Source organism: Mycobacterium sp. NGS48 (assembly GCF_059812585.1).
Map to the genome: position 1 here is coordinate 681,705 of NZ_JCALCY010000001.1, position 17,205 is coordinate 698,909.

Annotated in this window: 18 protein-coding genes; 10 read left to right on the top strand and 8 right to left on the bottom strand. The window is 66.0% G+C overall.

Translation table 11 applies throughout. The features are described from left to right. Positions 1–134: 134 nt before the first annotated feature. Genes eccCa through AC5Y42_RS03470 form a run of 4 tightly spaced genes read left to right on the top strand, consistent with a single transcriptional unit; the run spans position 135 to position 5,756 of the window. A complete protein-coding gene (eccCa, locus tag AC5Y42_RS03455) occupies positions 135–3,902 on the top strand; it encodes a type VII secretion protein EccCa (RefSeq protein WP_499895864.1) in 3,768 nt (1,255 codons plus the stop codon). Beyond that, a complete protein-coding gene (locus AC5Y42_RS03460; RefSeq protein WP_499895753.1) occupies positions 3,899–5,104 on the top strand; it encodes a type VII secretion-associated protein in 1,206 nt (401 codons plus the stop codon). Before eccCa ends, AC5Y42_RS03460 begins: the two co-directional genes overlap by 4 nt. 53 nt (positions 5,105–5,157) lie before the next feature. Then, positions 5,158–5,457 carry a WXG100 family type VII secretion target gene (locus AC5Y42_RS03465; RefSeq protein ID WP_499895865.1) on the top strand — a complete coding sequence of 100 codons (300 nt, stop codon included), beginning with the start codon at positions 5,158–5,160 and terminating at the stop codon, positions 5,455–5,457. Further along, positions 5,454–5,756 carry a WXG100 family type VII secretion target gene (locus AC5Y42_RS03470; protein ID WP_499895755.1) on the top strand — a complete coding sequence of 101 codons (303 nt, stop codon included), beginning with the start codon at positions 5,454–5,456 and terminating at the stop codon, positions 5,754–5,756. Before AC5Y42_RS03465 ends, AC5Y42_RS03470 begins: the two co-directional genes overlap by 4 nt. Positions 5,757–5,878: 122 nt before the next feature. On the opposite strand, the gene AC5Y42_RS03475 is transcribed toward AC5Y42_RS03470, so the two are convergent. Genes AC5Y42_RS03475 through AC5Y42_RS03490 form a run of 4 tightly spaced genes read right to left on the bottom strand, consistent with a single transcriptional unit; the run spans position 5,879 to position 8,669 of the window. Further along, a complete protein-coding gene (locus AC5Y42_RS03475; RefSeq protein ID WP_499895757.1) occupies positions 5,879–6,022 on the bottom strand; it encodes a hypothetical protein in 144 nt (47 codons plus the stop codon). A gap of 30 nt (positions 6,023–6,052) precedes the next feature. Beyond that, positions 6,053–6,748: a hypothetical protein gene (locus AC5Y42_RS03480; protein WP_499895758.1), complete on the bottom strand. Its 696-nt coding sequence runs from the start codon at positions 6,746–6,748 to the stop codon at positions 6,053–6,055. A gap of 3 nt (positions 6,749–6,751) precedes the next feature. After that, complete coding sequence (locus AC5Y42_RS03485) at positions 6,752–8,335, bottom strand: putative alpha/beta hydrolase (RefSeq protein ID WP_499895760.1); 1,584 nt, start codon at positions 8,333–8,335, stop codon at positions 6,752–6,754. 7 nt (positions 8,336–8,342) lie between these two features. Then, on the bottom strand, positions 8,343–8,669 hold the full coding sequence (locus AC5Y42_RS03490; protein ID WP_499895761.1) for a DUF2563 family protein: 327 nt from the start codon (positions 8,667–8,669) through the stop codon (positions 8,343–8,345). A 213-nt stretch (positions 8,670–8,882) separates the two neighbouring features. On the opposite strand from AC5Y42_RS03490, the gene rplM reads away from it, so the two are divergent. The 5 genes from rplM (at position 8,883) to AC5Y42_RS03515 (ending at position 12,976) form a co-directional block, all read left to right on the top strand. Continuing rightward, positions 8,883–9,326 carry a 50S ribosomal protein L13 gene (rplM, locus tag AC5Y42_RS03495; protein WP_499895763.1) on the top strand — a complete coding sequence of 148 codons (444 nt, stop codon included), beginning with the start codon at positions 8,883–8,885 and terminating at the stop codon, positions 9,324–9,326. Then, positions 9,323–9,799 carry a 30S ribosomal protein S9 gene (gene rpsI / locus AC5Y42_RS03500; protein WP_499895764.1) on the top strand — a complete coding sequence of 159 codons (477 nt, stop codon included), beginning with the start codon at positions 9,323–9,325 and terminating at the stop codon, positions 9,797–9,799. The genes rplM and rpsI overlap by 4 nt, the downstream gene beginning before the upstream one ends. Before the next feature lie 99 nt (positions 9,800–9,898). Then, positions 9,899–11,236 (top strand): phosphoglucosamine mutase, encoded by a 1,338-nt coding sequence (gene glmM / locus AC5Y42_RS03505; protein WP_499895765.1) that lies wholly within the window; start codon positions 9,899–9,901, stop codon positions 11,234–11,236. 38 nt (positions 11,237–11,274) lie between these two features. Further along, the gene (locus AC5Y42_RS03510; RefSeq protein WP_499895767.1) at positions 11,275–11,571 is read left to right on the top strand and encodes a type VII secretion target; all 297 of its coding nucleotides are present in this window, start codon (positions 11,275–11,277) and stop codon (positions 11,569–11,571) included. Between the two features lie 31 nt (positions 11,572–11,602). Beyond that, the gene (locus AC5Y42_RS03515) at positions 11,603–12,976 is read left to right on the top strand and encodes a hypothetical protein (protein WP_499895769.1); all 1,374 of its coding nucleotides are present in this window, start codon (positions 11,603–11,605) and stop codon (positions 12,974–12,976) included. Here AC5Y42_RS03515 and AC5Y42_RS03520 read toward each other — a convergent pair whose 3' ends face one another. Together AC5Y42_RS03520 and AC5Y42_RS03525 are read right to left on the bottom strand one after the other, a co-directional pair. After that, positions 12,977–14,017 carry an LLM class F420-dependent oxidoreductase gene (locus tag AC5Y42_RS03520; RefSeq protein ID WP_499895770.1) on the bottom strand — a complete coding sequence of 347 codons (1,041 nt, stop codon included), beginning with the start codon at positions 14,015–14,017 and terminating at the stop codon, positions 12,977–12,979. Between the two features lie 42 nt (positions 14,018–14,059). Then, entirely contained in the window at positions 14,060–14,902 is an 843-nt protein-coding gene (locus tag AC5Y42_RS03525; RefSeq protein WP_499895771.1) for a dienelactone hydrolase family protein, read from the bottom strand. Between the two features lie 95 nt (positions 14,903–14,997). Here AC5Y42_RS03525 and AC5Y42_RS03530 point away from each other — a divergent pair, with 95 nt between their 5' ends. Continuing rightward, complete coding sequence (locus AC5Y42_RS03530; protein ID WP_499895773.1) at positions 14,998–16,512, top strand: GAF domain-containing sensor histidine kinase; 1,515 nt, start codon at positions 14,998–15,000, stop codon at positions 16,510–16,512. A 2-nt stretch (positions 16,513–16,514) separates the two neighbouring features. On the opposite strand, the gene AC5Y42_RS03535 is transcribed toward AC5Y42_RS03530, so the two are convergent. After that, entirely contained in the window at positions 16,515–16,964 is a 450-nt protein-coding gene (locus tag AC5Y42_RS03535) for a cupin domain-containing protein (RefSeq protein ID WP_499888183.1), read from the bottom strand. Positions 16,965–16,999: 35 nt separating this feature from the next. After that, positions 17,000–17,173, bottom strand: coding sequence for an Rv1535 family protein (locus AC5Y42_RS03540; protein WP_499895775.1), 174 nt, complete (start codon positions 17,171–17,173; stop codon positions 17,000–17,002). Positions 17,174–17,205: the final 32 nt, after the last annotated feature.

Consider the following 17,205-nt stretch of genomic DNA (forward strand, 5'->3'; position numbering starts at 1 on the left):
GCACTGATCCACAGCTGACTTGTCGGTGGCTGCGGCACTGCTTACCGTTGCCCATCGCAATTCGGTAGGGGAGGGCCGAGGTGGAGCAGCACGAGAGTAGTTCTGCGACCCAGGGGTTCGTGCCCGGATCACGTCTGCCGTCGCCTACCGTCGAAACCGGGGACATCGCGGTTGCCGCGCCGCCGCAGGTACCCCCGGCCGGGCAGGCCAAGCCGGTGACTCGACTGCTGCCGGTCGTGATCGCGGGCGCCACGGCGGCGATGATGGCGATGTTCGTCTTCTCCCGGTCGGGCGCGGCGCGCAATCCGATGTTCATGGCGCTTCCGCTGATGATGGTGATCTCGGCGGTCATCACGGCGATCACCGGGGGGGACCGGGGGCGCGCGGACATGGGCCGTGACCGCGCCGACTACCTGGCCTATCTCGGCGAACTGCGCCGCGCGGTCACCAAGACTGCTGTCGCACAACGCGCATCGCTCGACTGGCGACATCCCCACCCCGATTCGCTGTGGTCCCTGGTGGGTGGCTCCCGAATGTGGGAACGGCGGCCGACAAACTGCGATTACTGCGAAGTGCGGATCGGCACCGGCACACAGCGACTTGCCACCGGCTTGTCGCCGCCGCAACTCGAGCCGGCGCACACCTCGGATCCGGTCACCATGACGGCGCTGCTGCGGTTTCTGCGCACCCACGCCACAATTGCCGACGCGCCCGTCACGATCGCGCTCCAGAGCCGGTCCACGGTGACCATCGCCGGCAACCAGGCACACGCACGCGGACTAGTCCGTGCCATGATCTGCCAGCTCGCCGTACTGCACAGTCCGGGCCGACTACTGATCGCCGGCGCAATCGGTGACGGCAACCGACAGCATTGGGACTGGCTGAAGTGGTTGCCGCACAACCATCATCCCAACGCCCGGGATGACAATGGCCCCGTGCGAATGGTGTATCCGACGGTGGCCGCCGTCGAGAATTCGATCGGCGGCCTGCTGTTGCAGGACACGCTAGCTCCGCAGTTAGTGGTGGTCGTCGACGGCACGATACTGGAGGTCCGCAGCGGCTGCGGTGCGGCGGCTGCCCCCAGCAGGCTGCAGGTGGCCGGCGAAACCTTGTCCCTCGACGGCCAGATGCTCGGCCGCCCGGACCGGATGGATCTGGCCGCTGCGACGACATGCGCCCGCAGACTGGCTGCCTATCACGCCGAGCAATCGGACGGGGATTCCACGCCCGCCGGCCGGCCGCGATGGCAGGACCTGTTGGGCGTCGACGATCTGACCGGCTTTTCGCCGCAACCGTTCTGGGATAGCCAGTGTCCGGCTGACCTGCTTCGTATCCCGATCGGCACGACTGACGTCGGTGCGACAGTGGAACTCGACATCAAGGAGGCCGCGCAGAACGGAACGGGGCCACATGGGCTCTGCATCGGGGCCACCGGATCCGGAAAGTCGGAGTTGCTGCGATGCGTCGTGCTGGGCATGATCGCCCGGCACTCGCCAGAGGTGCTCAACTTGGTCCTCGTCGACTTCAAAGGCGGCGCGACCTTCCTCGATCTGGAACGCGCGCCGCATGTCGCAGCGGTGATCACCAACTTGTCGGATGAGGCACCGCTGGTCGTGCGCATGCGAGACGCCCTGACCGGCGAGGTGAACCGCCGCCAGGAATTACTCAGAACCGCAGGCAATGTGGAGAGCATCGTCGCATACCGGCACGCACGGCGGGGCAACGCGCAATTGCCGCCGCTGCCCGCGCTGTTCATCGTCGTCGACGAGTTCTCCGAGCTGCTGAGCCAACAGCCGGACTTCGCCGACGTCTTTGTGTCGATCGGACGGCTCGGCCGCTCGCTGGGCATGCATTTGCTGCTGGCCAGTCAGCGGCTTGACGAGGGCAGACTACGTGGACTGGACTCACACCTGTCTTACCGGATCTGCCTGAAGACGCTGTCGGCCAATGAATCACGGATGGTCTTGGGAACTTCCGAGGCCTACGACCTGGTAGGCGCCCCAGGGGCAGGTTATCTGCGCACTGCGACGGGCGAGCTGACCCGTTTTCAGAGCGCATACGTCTCCGGGCCCTGCCCACTCAAATCCCGGCCCGCTGCGCCCGCCTTTCCCGCCCCGCCCGCGGCGCAGCCGCAGGTTCGACGCTTCACGACCGCGCCGATCGGACCGGTCACGCAATGCCGCACTGCGGACAACGATGTCGCCGAGCGCACCATTCTGCAGACGGTGGTGGACCGAGTATCCGGGCATGGGCCGCCGGCGCATGAGGTGTGGCTGCCGCCGTTGGGCGAGGCTCCAGCGCTGGATACGCTGCTGCACGATGCGGCAGCGCGTGAGCTCCTCGTTCCAATCGGTATCGTGGACCGTCCATTTGAGCAGCGCCGTACACCATTGACCGTCGAGTTATCCGGAGCCGCAGGCAATGTCGCGGTGATCGGGGCGCCGCAATCCGGCAAGTCGACAGTGCTGCGCACCTTGATCACCGCTCTGGCTGTCACCCACGACCCGAGCCTGGTGCAGTTCTATTGTCTGGACTTCGGCGGTGGTGCGCTGACATCGGTGCGGTCGCTGCCGCACGTAGGATCGGTCGCCGGCCGGGCGGAAGCCGACCTGGTGGTTCGCATGGTCGCCGAACTGGAGTCACTCGTCGCCTCCCGGGAGGCGTTGTTCCGTGGCCACGGGATCGAGTCGATCTCGCAGTATCGCCGGCTCAAAGCTCGCCGTGACCCGGTGTGCGATCGGTTCGGCGACGTGTTTCTGGTCATCGACGGCTGGACAGCGCTGCGCCACGATTTCGACCAGCTCGAGCCGTCGATCAGCACCCTTGCAGCTCACGGTCTTTCGCTGGGTGTGCATGTGGTGGTGGCTGCGTCGCGCTGGGCGGAGCTTCGGCCGGCGCTGCGGGATCAGATCGGCACCCGCATCGAGTTGCGGCTCAGCGATCCGGCTGATTCCGAACTGGACCGCCGACGCGCCCAACAGGTGCCCGAGGGGAAACCCGGCCGGGGGCTTTCCCGTGAGGGTCTGCACATGGTGATCGCGATACCCCGCCTCGACGGCGTCGCCTCCAATAACGGGCTGGCGGCGGCGAGCGTACAGGCGGCGGAGACGGTGCGGCGCCGCTACCCGGCAGAATCCGCCCCACCGATACCGCTACTACCGATGCGCGTCGAGCACCACGATGTCGTCGAGTTGATCGGCGATGACCCGTCGACAACTATCGTGATTGGCCTTGAGGAACGGCAATTACGTCCGGCCACAGTTGATTTCGACCAACATCCGCATATGCTGATTTTGGGTGACGGTGGGTGCGGGAAGACGGCCACATTGCGTACCTTGTGTCGCGAAGTTGTGCGGACCGCGACCGCCGCCCACGCGCAGCTGTTCATCGTCGACTTCCGGCGCACGCTGCTCGGCGTGATCGAGTCTGAACATCTTGGTGGCTACGCGGTGTCGCGGGCTGCCCTTGACGTGCTGCTGCCGGAACTTGTCGACCTGCTACACAGTCGGTTGCCCCCACCGCAAGTCACCCAGGCACAGCTGCGTGCCAAGTCCTGGTGGTCCGGACCGAACACCTATGTCGTGGTGGACGATTACGATCTGGTCGCCACAGCGGCCGGCAATCCGTTGGCACCGATCCTTGAATACCTCCCGCACGCCGGGGACGTGGGTCTGCGTTTGGTGGTGGCCCGGCGCAGCGGCGGGGCCACGCGTGCCATGTTCGATCCGTTGCTGGCCGGGTTACGTGACTTCGGTTACACCGGCCTGATGATGAGCGCACACCCCGATGAGGGCCCGCTGATCGGCTCACTCCGGCCGATGCCATTGCCGCCCGGACGCGGGACCCTGATCACCCGGACCGCCAGAGATCTGGTGCAGGTGGCCTGGAGCTCACTGCCGTGAGCACACACATCGTCGAGGCAGGCCCAATAGCGATCCGTCATTTATGTTGTCGTACAACGGCAGATGGCGATACCGAGATCGCGAGGGCCGCGCTGGAGAGTATTGACGAACCGGTGGCTCTGGTCGCAGACCGTCCAGTGTCGGTGGAGTCTTTATGGCGCACAGCGCTGCAGCCACTGGGCCCCGCAGGGCGGGACGTGATCGTCGTTCACCCATCGTGGTGGTCGCCTGCACGCGTCGAGTTGGTCAGCGCCGCCGCCCACAACCTGGCCGACGACGTCGCGATGCGTCCGCGGTCGTGGTTGCTGGCCCAAAAGCCGCCGGCAGCATCACCGCCCGCGACGGTGACTGTCGAGATCGCGGAACACATGGTGGTTATTACCGGACCGGTGGTCGGTGCACAACCTCGCCGCGGCGAGCCGCAGCGGGTGGCCGACGCCGTCGCGCGCCTCGTCGCGGGGATGACCGCGAACCATGGTGCGACACTGGTGATCGACGCACCAGACGCGGTGGGTGGCGCCGGTGTGCTGGCGGGGATGATCGCCGATCGATTGCGCCAGAGCAGCGGTATGACGGTATTGCGCGTCGACGACGTCGAGTTTCGGCGACTCGCCGAGGCTGCCGTCGCCGACCAGGCCACTTCGGCTCAGCCGTCGCCGGGACGTGGCGGCCATCGTCGTCATCGGTGGGTCATGCTGGTCATGCTGGTGATCGCGGCGGCACTTTGCTTCATGGCGGTCGGCCGTCGCGAAACACCGGCTCCCGTCGGGATGGCGACGACGTTCCTGGTGGAAGGCCGGGTGGCGATAGAGGTTCCGGCGGCATGGACGACGCAGCGGATCCTCGCCGGACCTGGATCGGCGCGGGTGCAGATCACCTCCCCGTCGGATCCGAATGTGGCGTTGCACCTCACTCAATCTCCCGTCGCCGCGGAGACACTGGCCGATGCTGCCGAAGTGCTGAAGCGCGCGATCGACGCCGAGGCGCCGGGTGTCTTCGTCGACTTCAACCCGTCGGGGTCCACCGCCGGCCGGGCTGCGGTGACCTACCGCGAGGTGCGCGTCGGGCACGACATCCGCTGGACCGTCCTACTCGATAGGGCTGTGCGGATCAGCATCGGATGTCAAAGCCGACCGGTTGACGACGACGCCGTGCGCGACGCGTGTGAGCTGGCGGTCCGGTCCGCCCGCACGCTGAGTTGAATTCGGCGGAACCCAACACGGCTCGTCGCAGTCCTACTTGTGTGACCAACACCCTGCGCACCGACTTCGATTTGATGCGTTCCATTGCGGCGACCACTGATGCCCGCAACGAGGAGCTCCGGGCGATGCTGCACACGTTCATCTCCCGCATCGGCAGCGTGCCGCCGTCGGTGTGGGGCGGGGCCGCGGCCACCCGTTTCAGAGAAGTGGTGGATCGCTGGAATGCCGAGTCGATCAAACTGCATCATGCGTTGCACGGCATCGCGGAGACCATCCGCTACAACGAGTCCGCGCTGCGCGAAGCGGCCGACCATCACGCACACCACATCGTCGCCGCCGGCGGGAAGCTGTGACCATGGACCCGGTGCTGTCGTACGACTTCGGCGAGATCGAGTGTTCGGTTCGTCAGGAGATCCATGCCGTCTCCGCTCGGTTCAACGCCGCCTTGGAGGAGTTGCGGTCTCAGGTTGCGCCGTTGCAGGAAATGTGGACCCGCCAGGCTGCCGCGGCGTATCGGGCTGAGCAGCTCAAATGGCATCAGGCGGCCACGGCGCTCAACGAAATCCTGGTCGATTTGGGAAATGCGGTGCGTGACGGCGCCGACGACGTCGCCGGTGCCGATCACCGAGCGGCCGCCATTTGGGCGCGGTAGCGCCTTAAGGCTCTGCGGGGGTCCCGGCGGAGGGAGAGGCCGTCGGGGCCCCCGCAGTCATGGACCGAATCGAGAAGGGCAGGGGACCGTGTCTCACGGCTTTCGCTGGCGCCATAGCCATTTCAGTGCCGGTATCGCATGCGGTATGACGAGAACGACATGCTGAAGGTGGCCAACTCTAGTCCGAGCACGGAATTCAACGCCATCAACACGCCACTGATTGCCCAGATCACGGCGAGCAGGACCTGACTAAACCGCGACGTCATGAGCTGATTCCAGTAATGAATCCGTCGAACTTAGGGATAATTTTTCTGGTGACGCGGATGTGCCCGATACTCCATAGATTGATTGCGCCGCAGCGGCCAGCGCTTTGCCGTGTAGTAAGTGATCAGGTAAATGACTGTAAAGGTACCTGCGGTTATTAAACTCACTAAAGTGAATTGTATGTACTGACCGCGTGCAATACGATAACCCCAGCTACCATCACCCAGCCCAGCTCCGACGGCAAGAAAGAAGAGAAATACGGCTACTGCTCCGGAGACCCAGTCCTCACCCCGACTCTCGATAAAGATATAGAGATTTATCGTACATATTACTGAGAGGCCTACCAGCATCCACCATAATTTTGATGCGGTGAGTATGCCGCTGTAGGCGTCTGGTGCTGGATCATATTCTGGATCGGTACTTTCCCCCGCGGACGTGTCTTCGGAATCCGGCTGACTGTCCTGGACAGTGAGCGCGTAGATTTTGCCGCGAATTTTGATGTAAGGCGTGTAGGCATAGGCCGCGACTATCATCGCGCCCAAGATGATTACAACAAGCCACATGCCGTCCTTCCAATTTGGGTACGCCATGATGAAGCCGGATGGCGCCGCCACGGAGGCGCAACTCCAGTAGATGCGCCGATGAGAACCCTGGCTCAATTTGAAGAATAGCTGAACGAACTGTATGGCGAAACATAAAATGACGACAATAAAAAAGAAGTTCTTCATGCTCTAATGTCCTAACATCCAGTCCACCGCCTTTTGCCCACCCCATCCACCTGCTATGGCGCCAAGGAACCCAACAATGAGCGTCCCTTCAGGTCCGACAGTTGATCCCCAGAGCGCACCGGCTCCCCATCCGGCCAGCATCGAACCAGCAGTACTTCCGCCCAATTTCGCGGCCGCCTCGCCCGCGGGTTCCCCATGCCGCCAGTCGTAAATTGCGACTGCGGCATCCATTGCAGTGCCAGCGAAGCCGAGCTTGGTACCTAAGCCTTTCAGAATTTGAGCATCAGCTTCGGAAAATACTGGTGCCCCACCCCAGTGCCTGCCGGTGCGAAGAGCGTCGGCGTCGGCTTTGAGGCCCTCCCCGAACGCGCCGACCGTGGCGGCAAGACCCTTTGTCCCTTCTCTGACGAGTTCGCTAGGAACTGCGCCGTGCTGGATCGCGTCAGCTATCTCGGTGGCCCCAGCATGTGACATCCCTCGGGCCTCGAGTTCGCTCGTGAGTTTCCCGAGCACCATCTGTCGCCCCTGGGCTTCCCACTGATCCATGAGCGTGGTCGCCTCGTCGGGTGTCATAAATTGCGGATGTCCGGCGACCTGACCCTGCTCTAAAGCTTGCTGCAGTTTGAGTCGCGCCTGCGCGCGGGTGCGGGCGTCGCCCCCGAGAACGGTGTCGGTCGGTAGCGGTCCGACGACCTTGGATGTGTTGTAGTCGTCGAGACGTTCCCCGGCCACGCGCCGGGCTTGGGCAACTTGGTGAGGGTCAAAACCGGGCCCAAAGCGGCCAGTCGGGTCGGTGACGGCAGCGTAGTCCTTGAGCCGCTGCGATGCTGCCGCTTCCTGGTCGGTCATGTTGCCGGGCTGGCCCGCGTTGTTTGCGATGTAGTGAGTTCTGCCTTCGGCTTTGGCCTTATCCACCATGGCCTGGTCACGGGCCCGTTGACCGGACTTGTCATATTTCGCCGCGGCGTCGGCGGCGGCGTCGCCGGGCAGCGCGTCCAGGTTGTCCAGTGACTCAGGCACGTAGCCCGCGCCCGACATCGCCGTCTGGGCGGCATGCAAATCTGTGACATAGTCCCTGCGGGCCGAGTTCACTTGGCCCAACGCCGATTTGACCGTGCCAACGGCCTGGTCATGCAGCCCGCCGGTGTCCTGATCGTTGGCCTTCGCAGCCGTCATCTGGTTGTCGATCTCTTCCAGCGCGGAATCGGCTTGCCCAAGCGCGGCGTCGCTTTGGCGCTGCGCGGTGGCCAGCGAGGCGGCGACTTGCTCCAAGCTGGCCGCGATCCGCGGCAGTGCGTCTTTATGACCGGTCAGCGCAACGGTGGCCTGCTGGACTTCGGCCGACTCGTTGATCGGGTGCTCGCCCTGGTTACGGATGTAGCCCGCGGTGAATTTCTCCTTGGCCTTTGTGAAGTCGTCATCGGCTTCTTTGACTCGATTGCCGGCTTGGTGAAATGCATCGGCAAGCTTGTTGATCGCTCCGGCGTCGCCGGATTGCAGCTCGTCATCGAGTTTCCACGGATTACCGCCGGCGGCGGCGCACAACTCGCCAATATCGACATTGGTCAGAAAGGGCGGTGCCCCCACGGCGGGCCTACTCGAATTGGTCGCCGGCTGATCCGATGTCGTCAGCCGCCGACTCGTCAGTTGTCGCGAACGACTGCGCGGCCGTGGTCGCCTTGGCGGATACCCCACTCAACGTCGCGTGATGGCCGTGCAGCTGCGCTTGATGCTGTTGGTGGGTGTTGCTGGTGCTGCTGTGAAACTGCTGCGCCTCAGCGAAATCACCGAAAATTCCCGCCGCCACTTCTGCGCCGGCTAGATGCGCTGCCGCTTCCCGCGCGGAATCGGCCGCGTACTGACAGAAATCACCGCCTGCCGTCAGGTGTTCGGTGTTCACCTCGATTTTCTTCGCGGCCACGATTACCAGGCTAACAGCGTGTTCCCACACCCAGTGACACAAAATGAGCTGAGCCGGCGTTTTGACCTGCGCGGATGCCCACCGGTAAGCTCCACCGTTGGCGTACGGTTACGCCGGGGCTCGGGTCAATGTCGGTCGCCGAGAGATCCCCTTCCGTTAACGCCTGACCGGCGCCCGGGACACCGGGATCCAACCCGAGAGAGGTTAAGCGCTGTGCCTACATACGCGCCTAAGGCGGGTGACACCACGCGAGCGTGGTACGTCATCGACGCCACGGACGTGGTGCTCGGCCGCCTTGCCGTCGCGGCAGCCAACCTGCTGCGTGGCAAGCACAAGCCGACATTCACCCCCAACGTCGACGGTGGCGACTTTGTGATCATCGTCAACGCCGACAAGGTCGCCATCAGCGGCGACAAACTGCAGAACAAGCTGGCCTACCGCCACTCGGGTTACCCCGGCGGTCTGCGCAAGCGCACCACCGGTGAGCTGATGCAGCGCCACCCGGACCGGGTCGTGGAGAAGGCGATCATCGGCATGATCCCCAAGAACAAACTCGGCCGCCAGATCAAGCGCAAGCTGCGCGTCTACGCCGGACCTGAGCACCCGCACACCGCCCAGCAGCCGGTTCCGTTCGAGATCAAGCAGGTGACGCAATGACTGAAGCGGTAGAGACCGAAACGACCGAAGCCCCGGCTGCCGAGGCCGCGGACGCCTCGGCCCCGCGCTCGGATTCCTTCGTGATCGAGCGTCCGATCCAGACCGTCGGCCGCCGCAAGGAGGCCGTGGTGCGGGTGCGCCTGGTGCCCGGCACCGGCAAGTTCGACCTCGACGGCCGCAGCCTGGAGGCCTACTTCCCCAACAAGGTGCATCAGCAGCTCATCAAGGCACCGCTGGTTACTGTCGACCGGCTGGAAAGCTTCGACATCTACGCCCACCTCGACGGTGGCGGCCCGTCCGGGCAGGCCGGCGCGCTGCGGCTGGCGATCGCCCGGGCATTGATCCTGGTCACGCCCGAGGACCGGCCCGCGCTGAAGAAGGCCGGCTTCCTCACCCGTGACCCACGGGCCACCGAGCGCAAGAAGTACGGGTTGAAGAAGGCCCGCAAGGCGCCGCAGTACAGCAAGCGCTGATCGGCGACCACTTTCTGGGCCGCGAGCGTGCGCAAAAACGGCCCCTCGCTGGCGTGTCGGGCCGGGGACACGCACGCTCGCGGCGGATAAAGGATGGCTATGGGTCGACTGTTCGGCACCGACGGTGTGCGCGGGGTCGCCAACCGTGAGTTGACCGCCGAACTCGCGCTGGCACTGAGCGCCGCGGCGGCGCGGCAACTGGCTGGCCCAGGCGGCGACCGCCGCCGGGTCGCCGTCGTGGGCCGCGATCCGCGCGCCAGCGGCGAGATGCTGGAAGCCGCCGTCATCGCCGGCCTGACCAGCGAGGGCGTCGACGCGCTACGGGTCGGCGTGCTGCCGACGCCGGCGGTGGCCTACTTGACCGGCGCGTACGACGCCGATTTCGGCGTGATGATCTCGGCCTCGCACAACCCGATGCCCGACAACGGGATCAAGATCTTCGGGCCGGGCGGGCACAAACTCGACGACGCCGCCGAGGACCGGATCGAGGAGGCGGTGGCGGCCGGACCGGGGCTGCGCGTGGTCGGCGCGGAAATCGGCCGGGTCGTCGACGCCGAGGACGCCCTGGACCGCTACCTACGCCAGGTGAGCAAGGCCAGCACCGTCCGACTCGACGGGCTGACCGTCGTCGTCGACTGCGCCCACGGGGCGGCGTCGGTTGCGGCGCCGCGTGCCTACCGCGCGGCCGGTGCCCAGGTCATCGCGATCAACGCCGAACCCGACGGGCTCAACATCAACGACGGCTGCGGGTCCACCCACCTGGATGTGCTGCGGTCGGCGGTGCTCGCCCATGGCGCCGACCTGGGCCTGGCCCACGACGGCGACGCCGACCGGTGCCTGGCGGTGGACGCCACCGGCCACGTCATCGACGGCGACCACATCATGGTGGTGCTGGCCCTGGCGATGCAGGAGGCCGGCGAACTGACTGGCAACACCCTGGTGGCCACCGTGATGAGCAACCTCGGCCTACACCTGGCGATGCGCTCGGCCGGCGTCACTGTGCGCACCACCGGGGTGGGCGACCGCTACGTGCTGGAAGAGTTGCGCGCTGGCGACTTCCGGCTCGGCGGCGAACAATCCGGCCACATCGTGCTGCCGGCGCTGGCCACCACCGGCGACGGCATCCTGACCGGGCTGCGGCTGATGTCACGGATGGCGCAAACCGGCTCAGCATTAGCTGAGCTCGCCTCGACGATGCGCACCTTGCCGCAGGTGCTGATCAACGTCGAGGTTGTCGACAAGACCACTGCCGCTGCGGCGCCCGCGGTGCAAACCGCGGTCCAACAAGCCGAGGCCGAGCTCGGCGACACCGGGCGAATCCTGTTGCGCCCCTCCGGAACCGAACAACTGATCCGCGTCATGGTGGAAGCCGACGACGAGGACACCGCGCGCCGACTCGCCACCAGCATCGCGGATTTGGTGCGCGCTCAGAACTGACCGGGAACCCGGGCCCGGCGCCAGGCGTCCTAACGGGTATGCGCCAAACCTTCGTCGACGTCAGCGCGGTGTGCGCGGTCGCCAACCGGTTCGATGCCACCGCAGAACTCATCCATGGCGCAGCGCGTTATCGGTTGTCGCGGCTGGCTTTCGACGGCGCCACCGCCGGCCGAGCACATGTCGTCAGCGGTGACGCCCTGCACACGGCGCTCTACCGGCTGACCGATGCGCTGGCGCAATGGGCCAGGGCGTCGGCTGAAATCGCTTCGGCGCTGCGCGCCGGCGCCGGCCGGTACGCCGACGCGGACCGGCACGGCGCGGTCCGGATCGGCTAGATGCGCGCCAGCGACGATGCAGAGCGAAGCGATGAGGAGGAGCGGCGCAGGTGGCGGAGCCGACCGGTGGGACGTCGCGGCGCGATTAGCCGAGGGTGCACCAGCCGTCGAGCACACCCAAACGTATGTGGACGCATGCCGGGCAGTGGGATACCAGCATCCCGATCTCACCGCGCACGGCTCGCAAACCCGCGACTGGTATGAGGCCGAAGCCGGCTTGGAGCTTCGGACGCTCGACAATGATTGCGCCGCGCTGTGGGCCGCGCTCAGCGCGACCGAGGAGGCGCTGGCAACACAGGCGGCGCAGATCGCGGAGCTCGACGCGGCCTGGCGCGGGCCGGGAGCCGACTCGGCGACACAGTTTTTGGATCGGCACTGCGAAGCCGCCGCCGAGGTGGTTGCCGCGGTGCGCAGGGCGTCGCAGGAATGCAGCGCGCTCCGCGACAACTTGTGGCACGTGGTTGACGGCAAAGTCGCGAAGGCCATTGCCGTCGACGACCGCAGCTGTGCGGAGCAGGCCGTCTGGCTGGCCGCTGCGCACACCGTCGCGACCGGCGCAGGGGAGCGATCAGTCGCCGAGGACATTATTCGCCAGCAGGTAGTCCCTTACGTGGACAATGACATTCGTGGCGACTGGCTTACTGCGATGCGCTCGGCCACCGAGTCGGTGACGACATCGTATGACGCCGCCCTCGACGCGCTGGCGGCTGCGCCGGAGGTGCGGTTCGACCTCCCGAGCGACCTCGGGCCGCGACCGCAGCTCGATGAGGCGCTGAGCCCGACCAGCGGGCCGTTGCCCACACCGGAAACGCCTCCGGCGGTCAACACCACGCCCGCAGCCGTATCGACGCCGCTGCCCCCGCCGGCCCCAACGGCTCCGCTTCCGGCGGACATGCTCGACGCTTTGCCGCCCGAATCACCGCTACCCGAGGCTGCATTAGGAGATGCCGCCGGAATGCCAGCCGGCGCAGGCAATTTGGGTGGACTCGCTGGTCTTGCCGCCAGTATCGGCGGGGTGGTCGGCCAGATCATCGACGGTATCGCTGGCCTGGTGGGCTCCCTGGGCGACGGGCTCGGCGATCCGCCGATGTCCGATGAGTTGCCGTTTGGCGATGAGCTGGACGACGACGATACCCTCGACGAAGCGGCCGATGATCGGGCCGACGATGAACAACCGCCGGCACCGGCCGAGGCCGTCGAAGACGACGACGACACCGAGACTCCAGGTGAAAATCCGCGCACGACAGAGCAAGTCGGCGACAAACCGCATGACAGTGCACCACCGCCGGTCAATGCCGCACCGGACGCACCGCCCGTCGCGCCGACGCCACCGGAGGAACCCGCGCCCGACGACCCCACTCCGTGCCAAATCGCCGCCGACGAACTGCCCCAGGCAGGGCAATAGCTAGGGCAGCAGGGCCTTCAGTTCCTCGACATACTGCACCGCTTCGGACCGGTCGGTGGTCACCGGCGTGGCCAACAGCGTCGTCACACCCGCTTCGGCAAACGCCGCCACCCGCTCGGCGACGAACCCACGCGGCCCGATCAACGAAATCTGGCGCACCAATTCGTCGGGCACCGCGGCGATGGCCTCGGTCTTGCGGCCGGACAGATACAACTCCTGGATCCGGTTGGCCACCTCACCGAACCCATACCGGGTTGCCAGGTTGTGGTAGAAATTGCGCCCCTTGGCACCCATGCCGCCGATGTAAAGTCCGAGCTGCGGCTTGACCCACGCCAGCCGGTCCTCGACGTCGTCGCCGATGGCCAGCGACGTTCCCACCATCACGTCCAGCGGGCCCAGCGACGGATCACGTTTGGCCCGACCGGCTTCCAGCGCTTCGCCCCACACCGACTGCGCCTTCTCCGGATAGAAGAACACCGGCTGCCAGCCCTCGGCGATCTCGGCGGTCAGCTCGACGTTCTTGGGCCCCAACGCCGCGATCGTGATCGGAATCCGTTCGCGTACCGGGTGGTTGATGATGTGCAGGGCCTTGCCCAGACCGGTTCCCCGCTCGGCGGGCAGCGGGACCTGATAGTGCTTGCCGGTGTAGGTGACCCGGTCGCGTCGCCACACCTGGCGACAGATGTCGACCACTTCTCGGGTGCGGCCCAGCGGGGCGTCGAACGGCACACCGTGAAAACCCTCGACGACCTGCGGCCCGGACGTGCCGATGCCCAGCCGGAACCGGCCATCGGACACGAAGTCCAAACCGGCGGCGGTCATCGCCAGCAGCGACGGGGTGCGCGTATAGATCGGAAACACCCCCGACGCCAATTCGATGGTCGAGGTCTTGGCGGCCAGATACCCCAACTGACTGACCGCGTCGTACGAATATGCCTCGGCCACCACGGCGACGTCGATGCCGGCTTTTTCGAGTGCTACGACACGGTCGGCCGCTTCGTGAAATCCGCCCGAGTAGTCGAGCATGATGCCGATTTGCATTGACGACACATACCACGCGGGCCGGACGCCGCAGTGAGGTGCTCAGTGCTTGAGCAGCGCGACGAACTTTTCCTCGGGGGTCACCGGCGTCAGGGCATCGTCCACCGCCACGGTCCTGGGCAGCTGCACCTCGGGGTCGGCGAAGTCGCGATAGGCCTTGTCGCCTGCGAGCGCATAACGCAGGTACCCGGTCAGCAGCGCACGGACTGCCTGTTGCGTCTTGCGGTGCCCGCCCGGCAGCCCGACCACCGCCGATAGCCGCCGCCCTTCGGCCAGCCCGCCGGGCTGAGCTTTGCCGACGATTCGCAGGGCCGCTGCATCCCAGGCCTGTGAAATCGCAAGGGCGTTGGAGCGCAACGTTTTCGCGTCCCCCGGCGCGCTGTACACCACACCGGGAACCTGCAACGTCGCGGCGGGTTGCTCGGCAGGTGGTGCGGTGACCGACGGGAAAATCGCCGCAACGGCTTTGGGTTTGGTCGGCATCCCGGCGGCTGCGAACACTGCGGCCGAACCGCCGAAGCCGTGACCGACCAGGCCCAGTTTGGTCGGATGCACGCTGATCTTGCCCGGGCCGAGGCGGACGCCCGCGGCGATGTCGAGTGCGGTACCCAGGTCGAACGCCAGGTTCAGGGCTGAGGGGGCCAGTCCCCGTTCGGTGTCGGGGGCGGCCGCGACGATGCCCCATGACGCCAGATGCTCCAGCAATTTCGAGTAGCGCTCGACGCCGGCAAGCCAGTCGTGACCAAAGGCGATCGCGGGCAGGTTCAGTCCCGCCTCCGGCGTGTACACCACGCCGGGCAGACCGGCAAAGGCCAGGTCGCCGCGCAATACGCGGTGCGGTCCACGCCGGGTCAATGCGGCGAAAAGCTTCCTCATGCTGGCCACGCGTTGACGGTAGCGCACTGCGGCGATACGCAAGTCTGACTATCAGCGTCATGATTCCGGGCCGCAGGCCGCCGCCGCGGAGTGATACTCCCAACATGGCGGCACGAGACCAGAGCGTCGACGACGCGCTGCGCGACAGTCATCGGGAGCTGGAACGGTTTTTCGACCTGTCCACGGACCTGTTGGTGATTGCCGACCGGCACCGGTTGATCCGGGTGAACCCGGCCTTCAGCCGAATCTTCGGCTACGCGCCCGGTACCACGGTGAAGGCGACCGATTTTGCCGCGCCCGAGGACCGCGAGGATGTGGCCGCAGCCATCAAAGAGCTTTTCCGCGCGGGCGTGCCGATGGGCTTCGAAAGCCGGGTGGTCTGCCCCGACGGCAGCCGGCGCTGGTTCGAATGGAATGTGGTGCCGCAGCACGGGCTGATTTGCTGCCTTGGCCGTGACGTCACCGAGCGCCGCCGCGAACAGGAGCAGTTGCGTCATCTCGCAACCCAACAGGCCGCGTTGCGGCGGGTGGCGACACTGGTGGCGAGCGGGGTCAGCCCTCAAGAGGTGTTCGGCGCAGTGGCCGAGGAGATGGGCCGATGCCTGGAGGTGCCTTATGCCGAGGTGCTCCGCTATGAGGACGACGGTAGGGCGATCGTTGTCGTCGCCTGCTACGCCGAAGCCGGCGCGCATGGCCTTGCCATCGGGGAGCGGCTGCCCTTGGAGGGCCAGAACGTGGCCGGAGAGGTGTTCCGCACCGGCCGCGCCTACCGAATGGAAAGTATCGACAACGCCGACGGGCCGCTCGTGGCGCGGATGCGGGAATTGGGCATGCATTCGCGGGTGGGCGCACCGATCATCGTCGACGAACGGGTGTGGGGCCTGGCGTTGGTCGGCTCGTCGCGGCCTGAGTCGCTGCCGGCCAACAGCGAGCAGCGCATCGCCGAATTCGCCGAGTTGATCGCGACCGCCATCGCCGCGGCCACCACCCGCGCCGAGCTGGTGGCGTCGCGGGCCCGGATTGTTGCCGCCGCCGACGATGCACGGCGCCGCATCGAACGCGACCTGCACGACGGTGCCCAACAACGGCTGGTCTCCCTGGGTCTGCGGCTGCGGATGGCAGAGGAATTGGTGCCGGCCGATCTGACCGACGTCAGAAATGAGCTGTCCGATGCGGTCGCCGGTTTGAACGAAGTGTTCACCGACTTGCAGCAGCTCTCCCGCGGCATCCATCCGGGCATTCTCGCCAAAGGGGGACTTGCCGCCGCACTGCGCAACCTTGCACGACGATCCGCCGTTCCGATCACCCTCGACGTGGAGATCGACCGGCGGTTGCCGGAGCCCGCCGAGGTCGCCGCCTATTACGTGGTGGCCGAAGCGCTGACCAACGCCGACAAGCACGCTCAAGCATCCGAAGTCACGGTCGCCGCGCACGTCGACGACACGAATTTGTATTTGTCGATTGGCGACGACGGCGTCGGTGGCGCGGATGCCGGCAACGGATCCGGCCTGATTGGGCTGAAAGACCGCGTCGAGGCGGTCAGCGGACAGTTCAAGGTCGAATCCCGGCCCGGTAAGGGGACGTCGCTGGACGTCACGATTCCCGTCGACGGCGCCTAGCCCTACAGCGGATAGAGCTCAGGCAGATTGACGACGATCGCCTCCTGGGTGCTGCGGGCAATCACCACCACGGCCGGCTCGTCGGGTTTCGGATTCTCTTCGCGGTGCGGCAGATACGGCGGGATGAAGACGTAGTCGCCGGGACTGGTCGAGATGCGGACCTCATGGTTGCCGTCATGAAAGACGAAGTCGGGGTGGCCGCTGCGGACAAAGATCGCCGTTTCGGATTCGCCGTGGTGATGATTGTCCGACGCCATCTGCGGCCGCACGTGTGTCTCGCCCATCCACAGCTTCTCGGCACCGACGGCACGGCCGGTGATTGCGGCGAACCGCTGCATCCCCGCGCTTTGCGCGGTATCGCTGTCGAGTTCCGACGATTTGATGTGGTGCACGCGATTGCGCACCATCTGCTCGTGCGGCTGCAAGTCCGGATGAAACCCGTCGTGCGGCATGGGATTCTCCTTCCGGCAACGGATGTCGATACTACCTACGCCGTGACCTCCAGCAGCCCGATCCGCCACAGCGCCGCGTAGGCCTGGCGCAGCGGAATGGTCAACACCCGGGCCGCGGCGTCCACAAGCGGGTCGCTGCCGGCGGCGATCGGCTGCTTTGGTGCAACCGCTGCGGTCATCATCAGCTCGTCGTACAGAACAGCAGTCATGGGTGCCTCCTGGGAAGTTCGCGCCGAGATTT

Bases quoted from the DNA above. Each gene is read 5' to 3' on its own strand.
- AC5Y42_RS03475 (WP_499895757.1), bottom strand. From the start codon at position 6,022: ATGACGTCGCGGTTTAGTCAGGTCCTGCTCGCCGTGATCTGGGCAATC.
- AC5Y42_RS03480 (WP_499895758.1), bottom strand. From the start codon at position 6,748: ATGAAGAACTTCTTTTTTATTGTCGTCATTTTATGTTTCGCCATACAG.
- rpsI (WP_499895764.1), top strand. From the start codon at position 9,323: ATGACTGAAGCGGTAGAGACCGAAACGACCGAAGCCCCGGCTGCCGAG.
- glmM (WP_499895765.1), top strand. From the start codon at position 9,899: ATGGGTCGACTGTTCGGCACCGACGGTGTGCGCGGGGTCGCCAACCGT.
- AC5Y42_RS03510 (WP_499895767.1), top strand. From the start codon at position 11,275: ATGCGCCAAACCTTCGTCGACGTCAGCGCGGTGTGCGCGGTCGCCAAC.
- AC5Y42_RS03515 (WP_499895769.1), top strand. From the start codon at position 11,603: ATGAGGAGGAGCGGCGCAGGTGGCGGAGCCGACCGGTGGGACGTCGCG.
- AC5Y42_RS03520 (WP_499895770.1), bottom strand. From the start codon at position 14,017: ATGCAAATCGGCATCATGCTCGACTACTCGGGCGGATTTCACGAAGCG.
- AC5Y42_RS03530 (WP_499895773.1), top strand. From the start codon at position 14,998: ATGGCGGCACGAGACCAGAGCGTCGACGACGCGCTGCGCGACAGTCAT.
- AC5Y42_RS03535 (WP_499888183.1), bottom strand. From the start codon at position 16,964: ATGCCGCACGACGGGTTTCATCCGGACTTGCAGCCGCACGAGCAGATG.
- AC5Y42_RS03540 (WP_499895775.1), bottom strand. From the start codon at position 17,173: ATGACTGCTGTTCTGTACGACGAGCTGATGATGACCGCAGCGGTTGCA.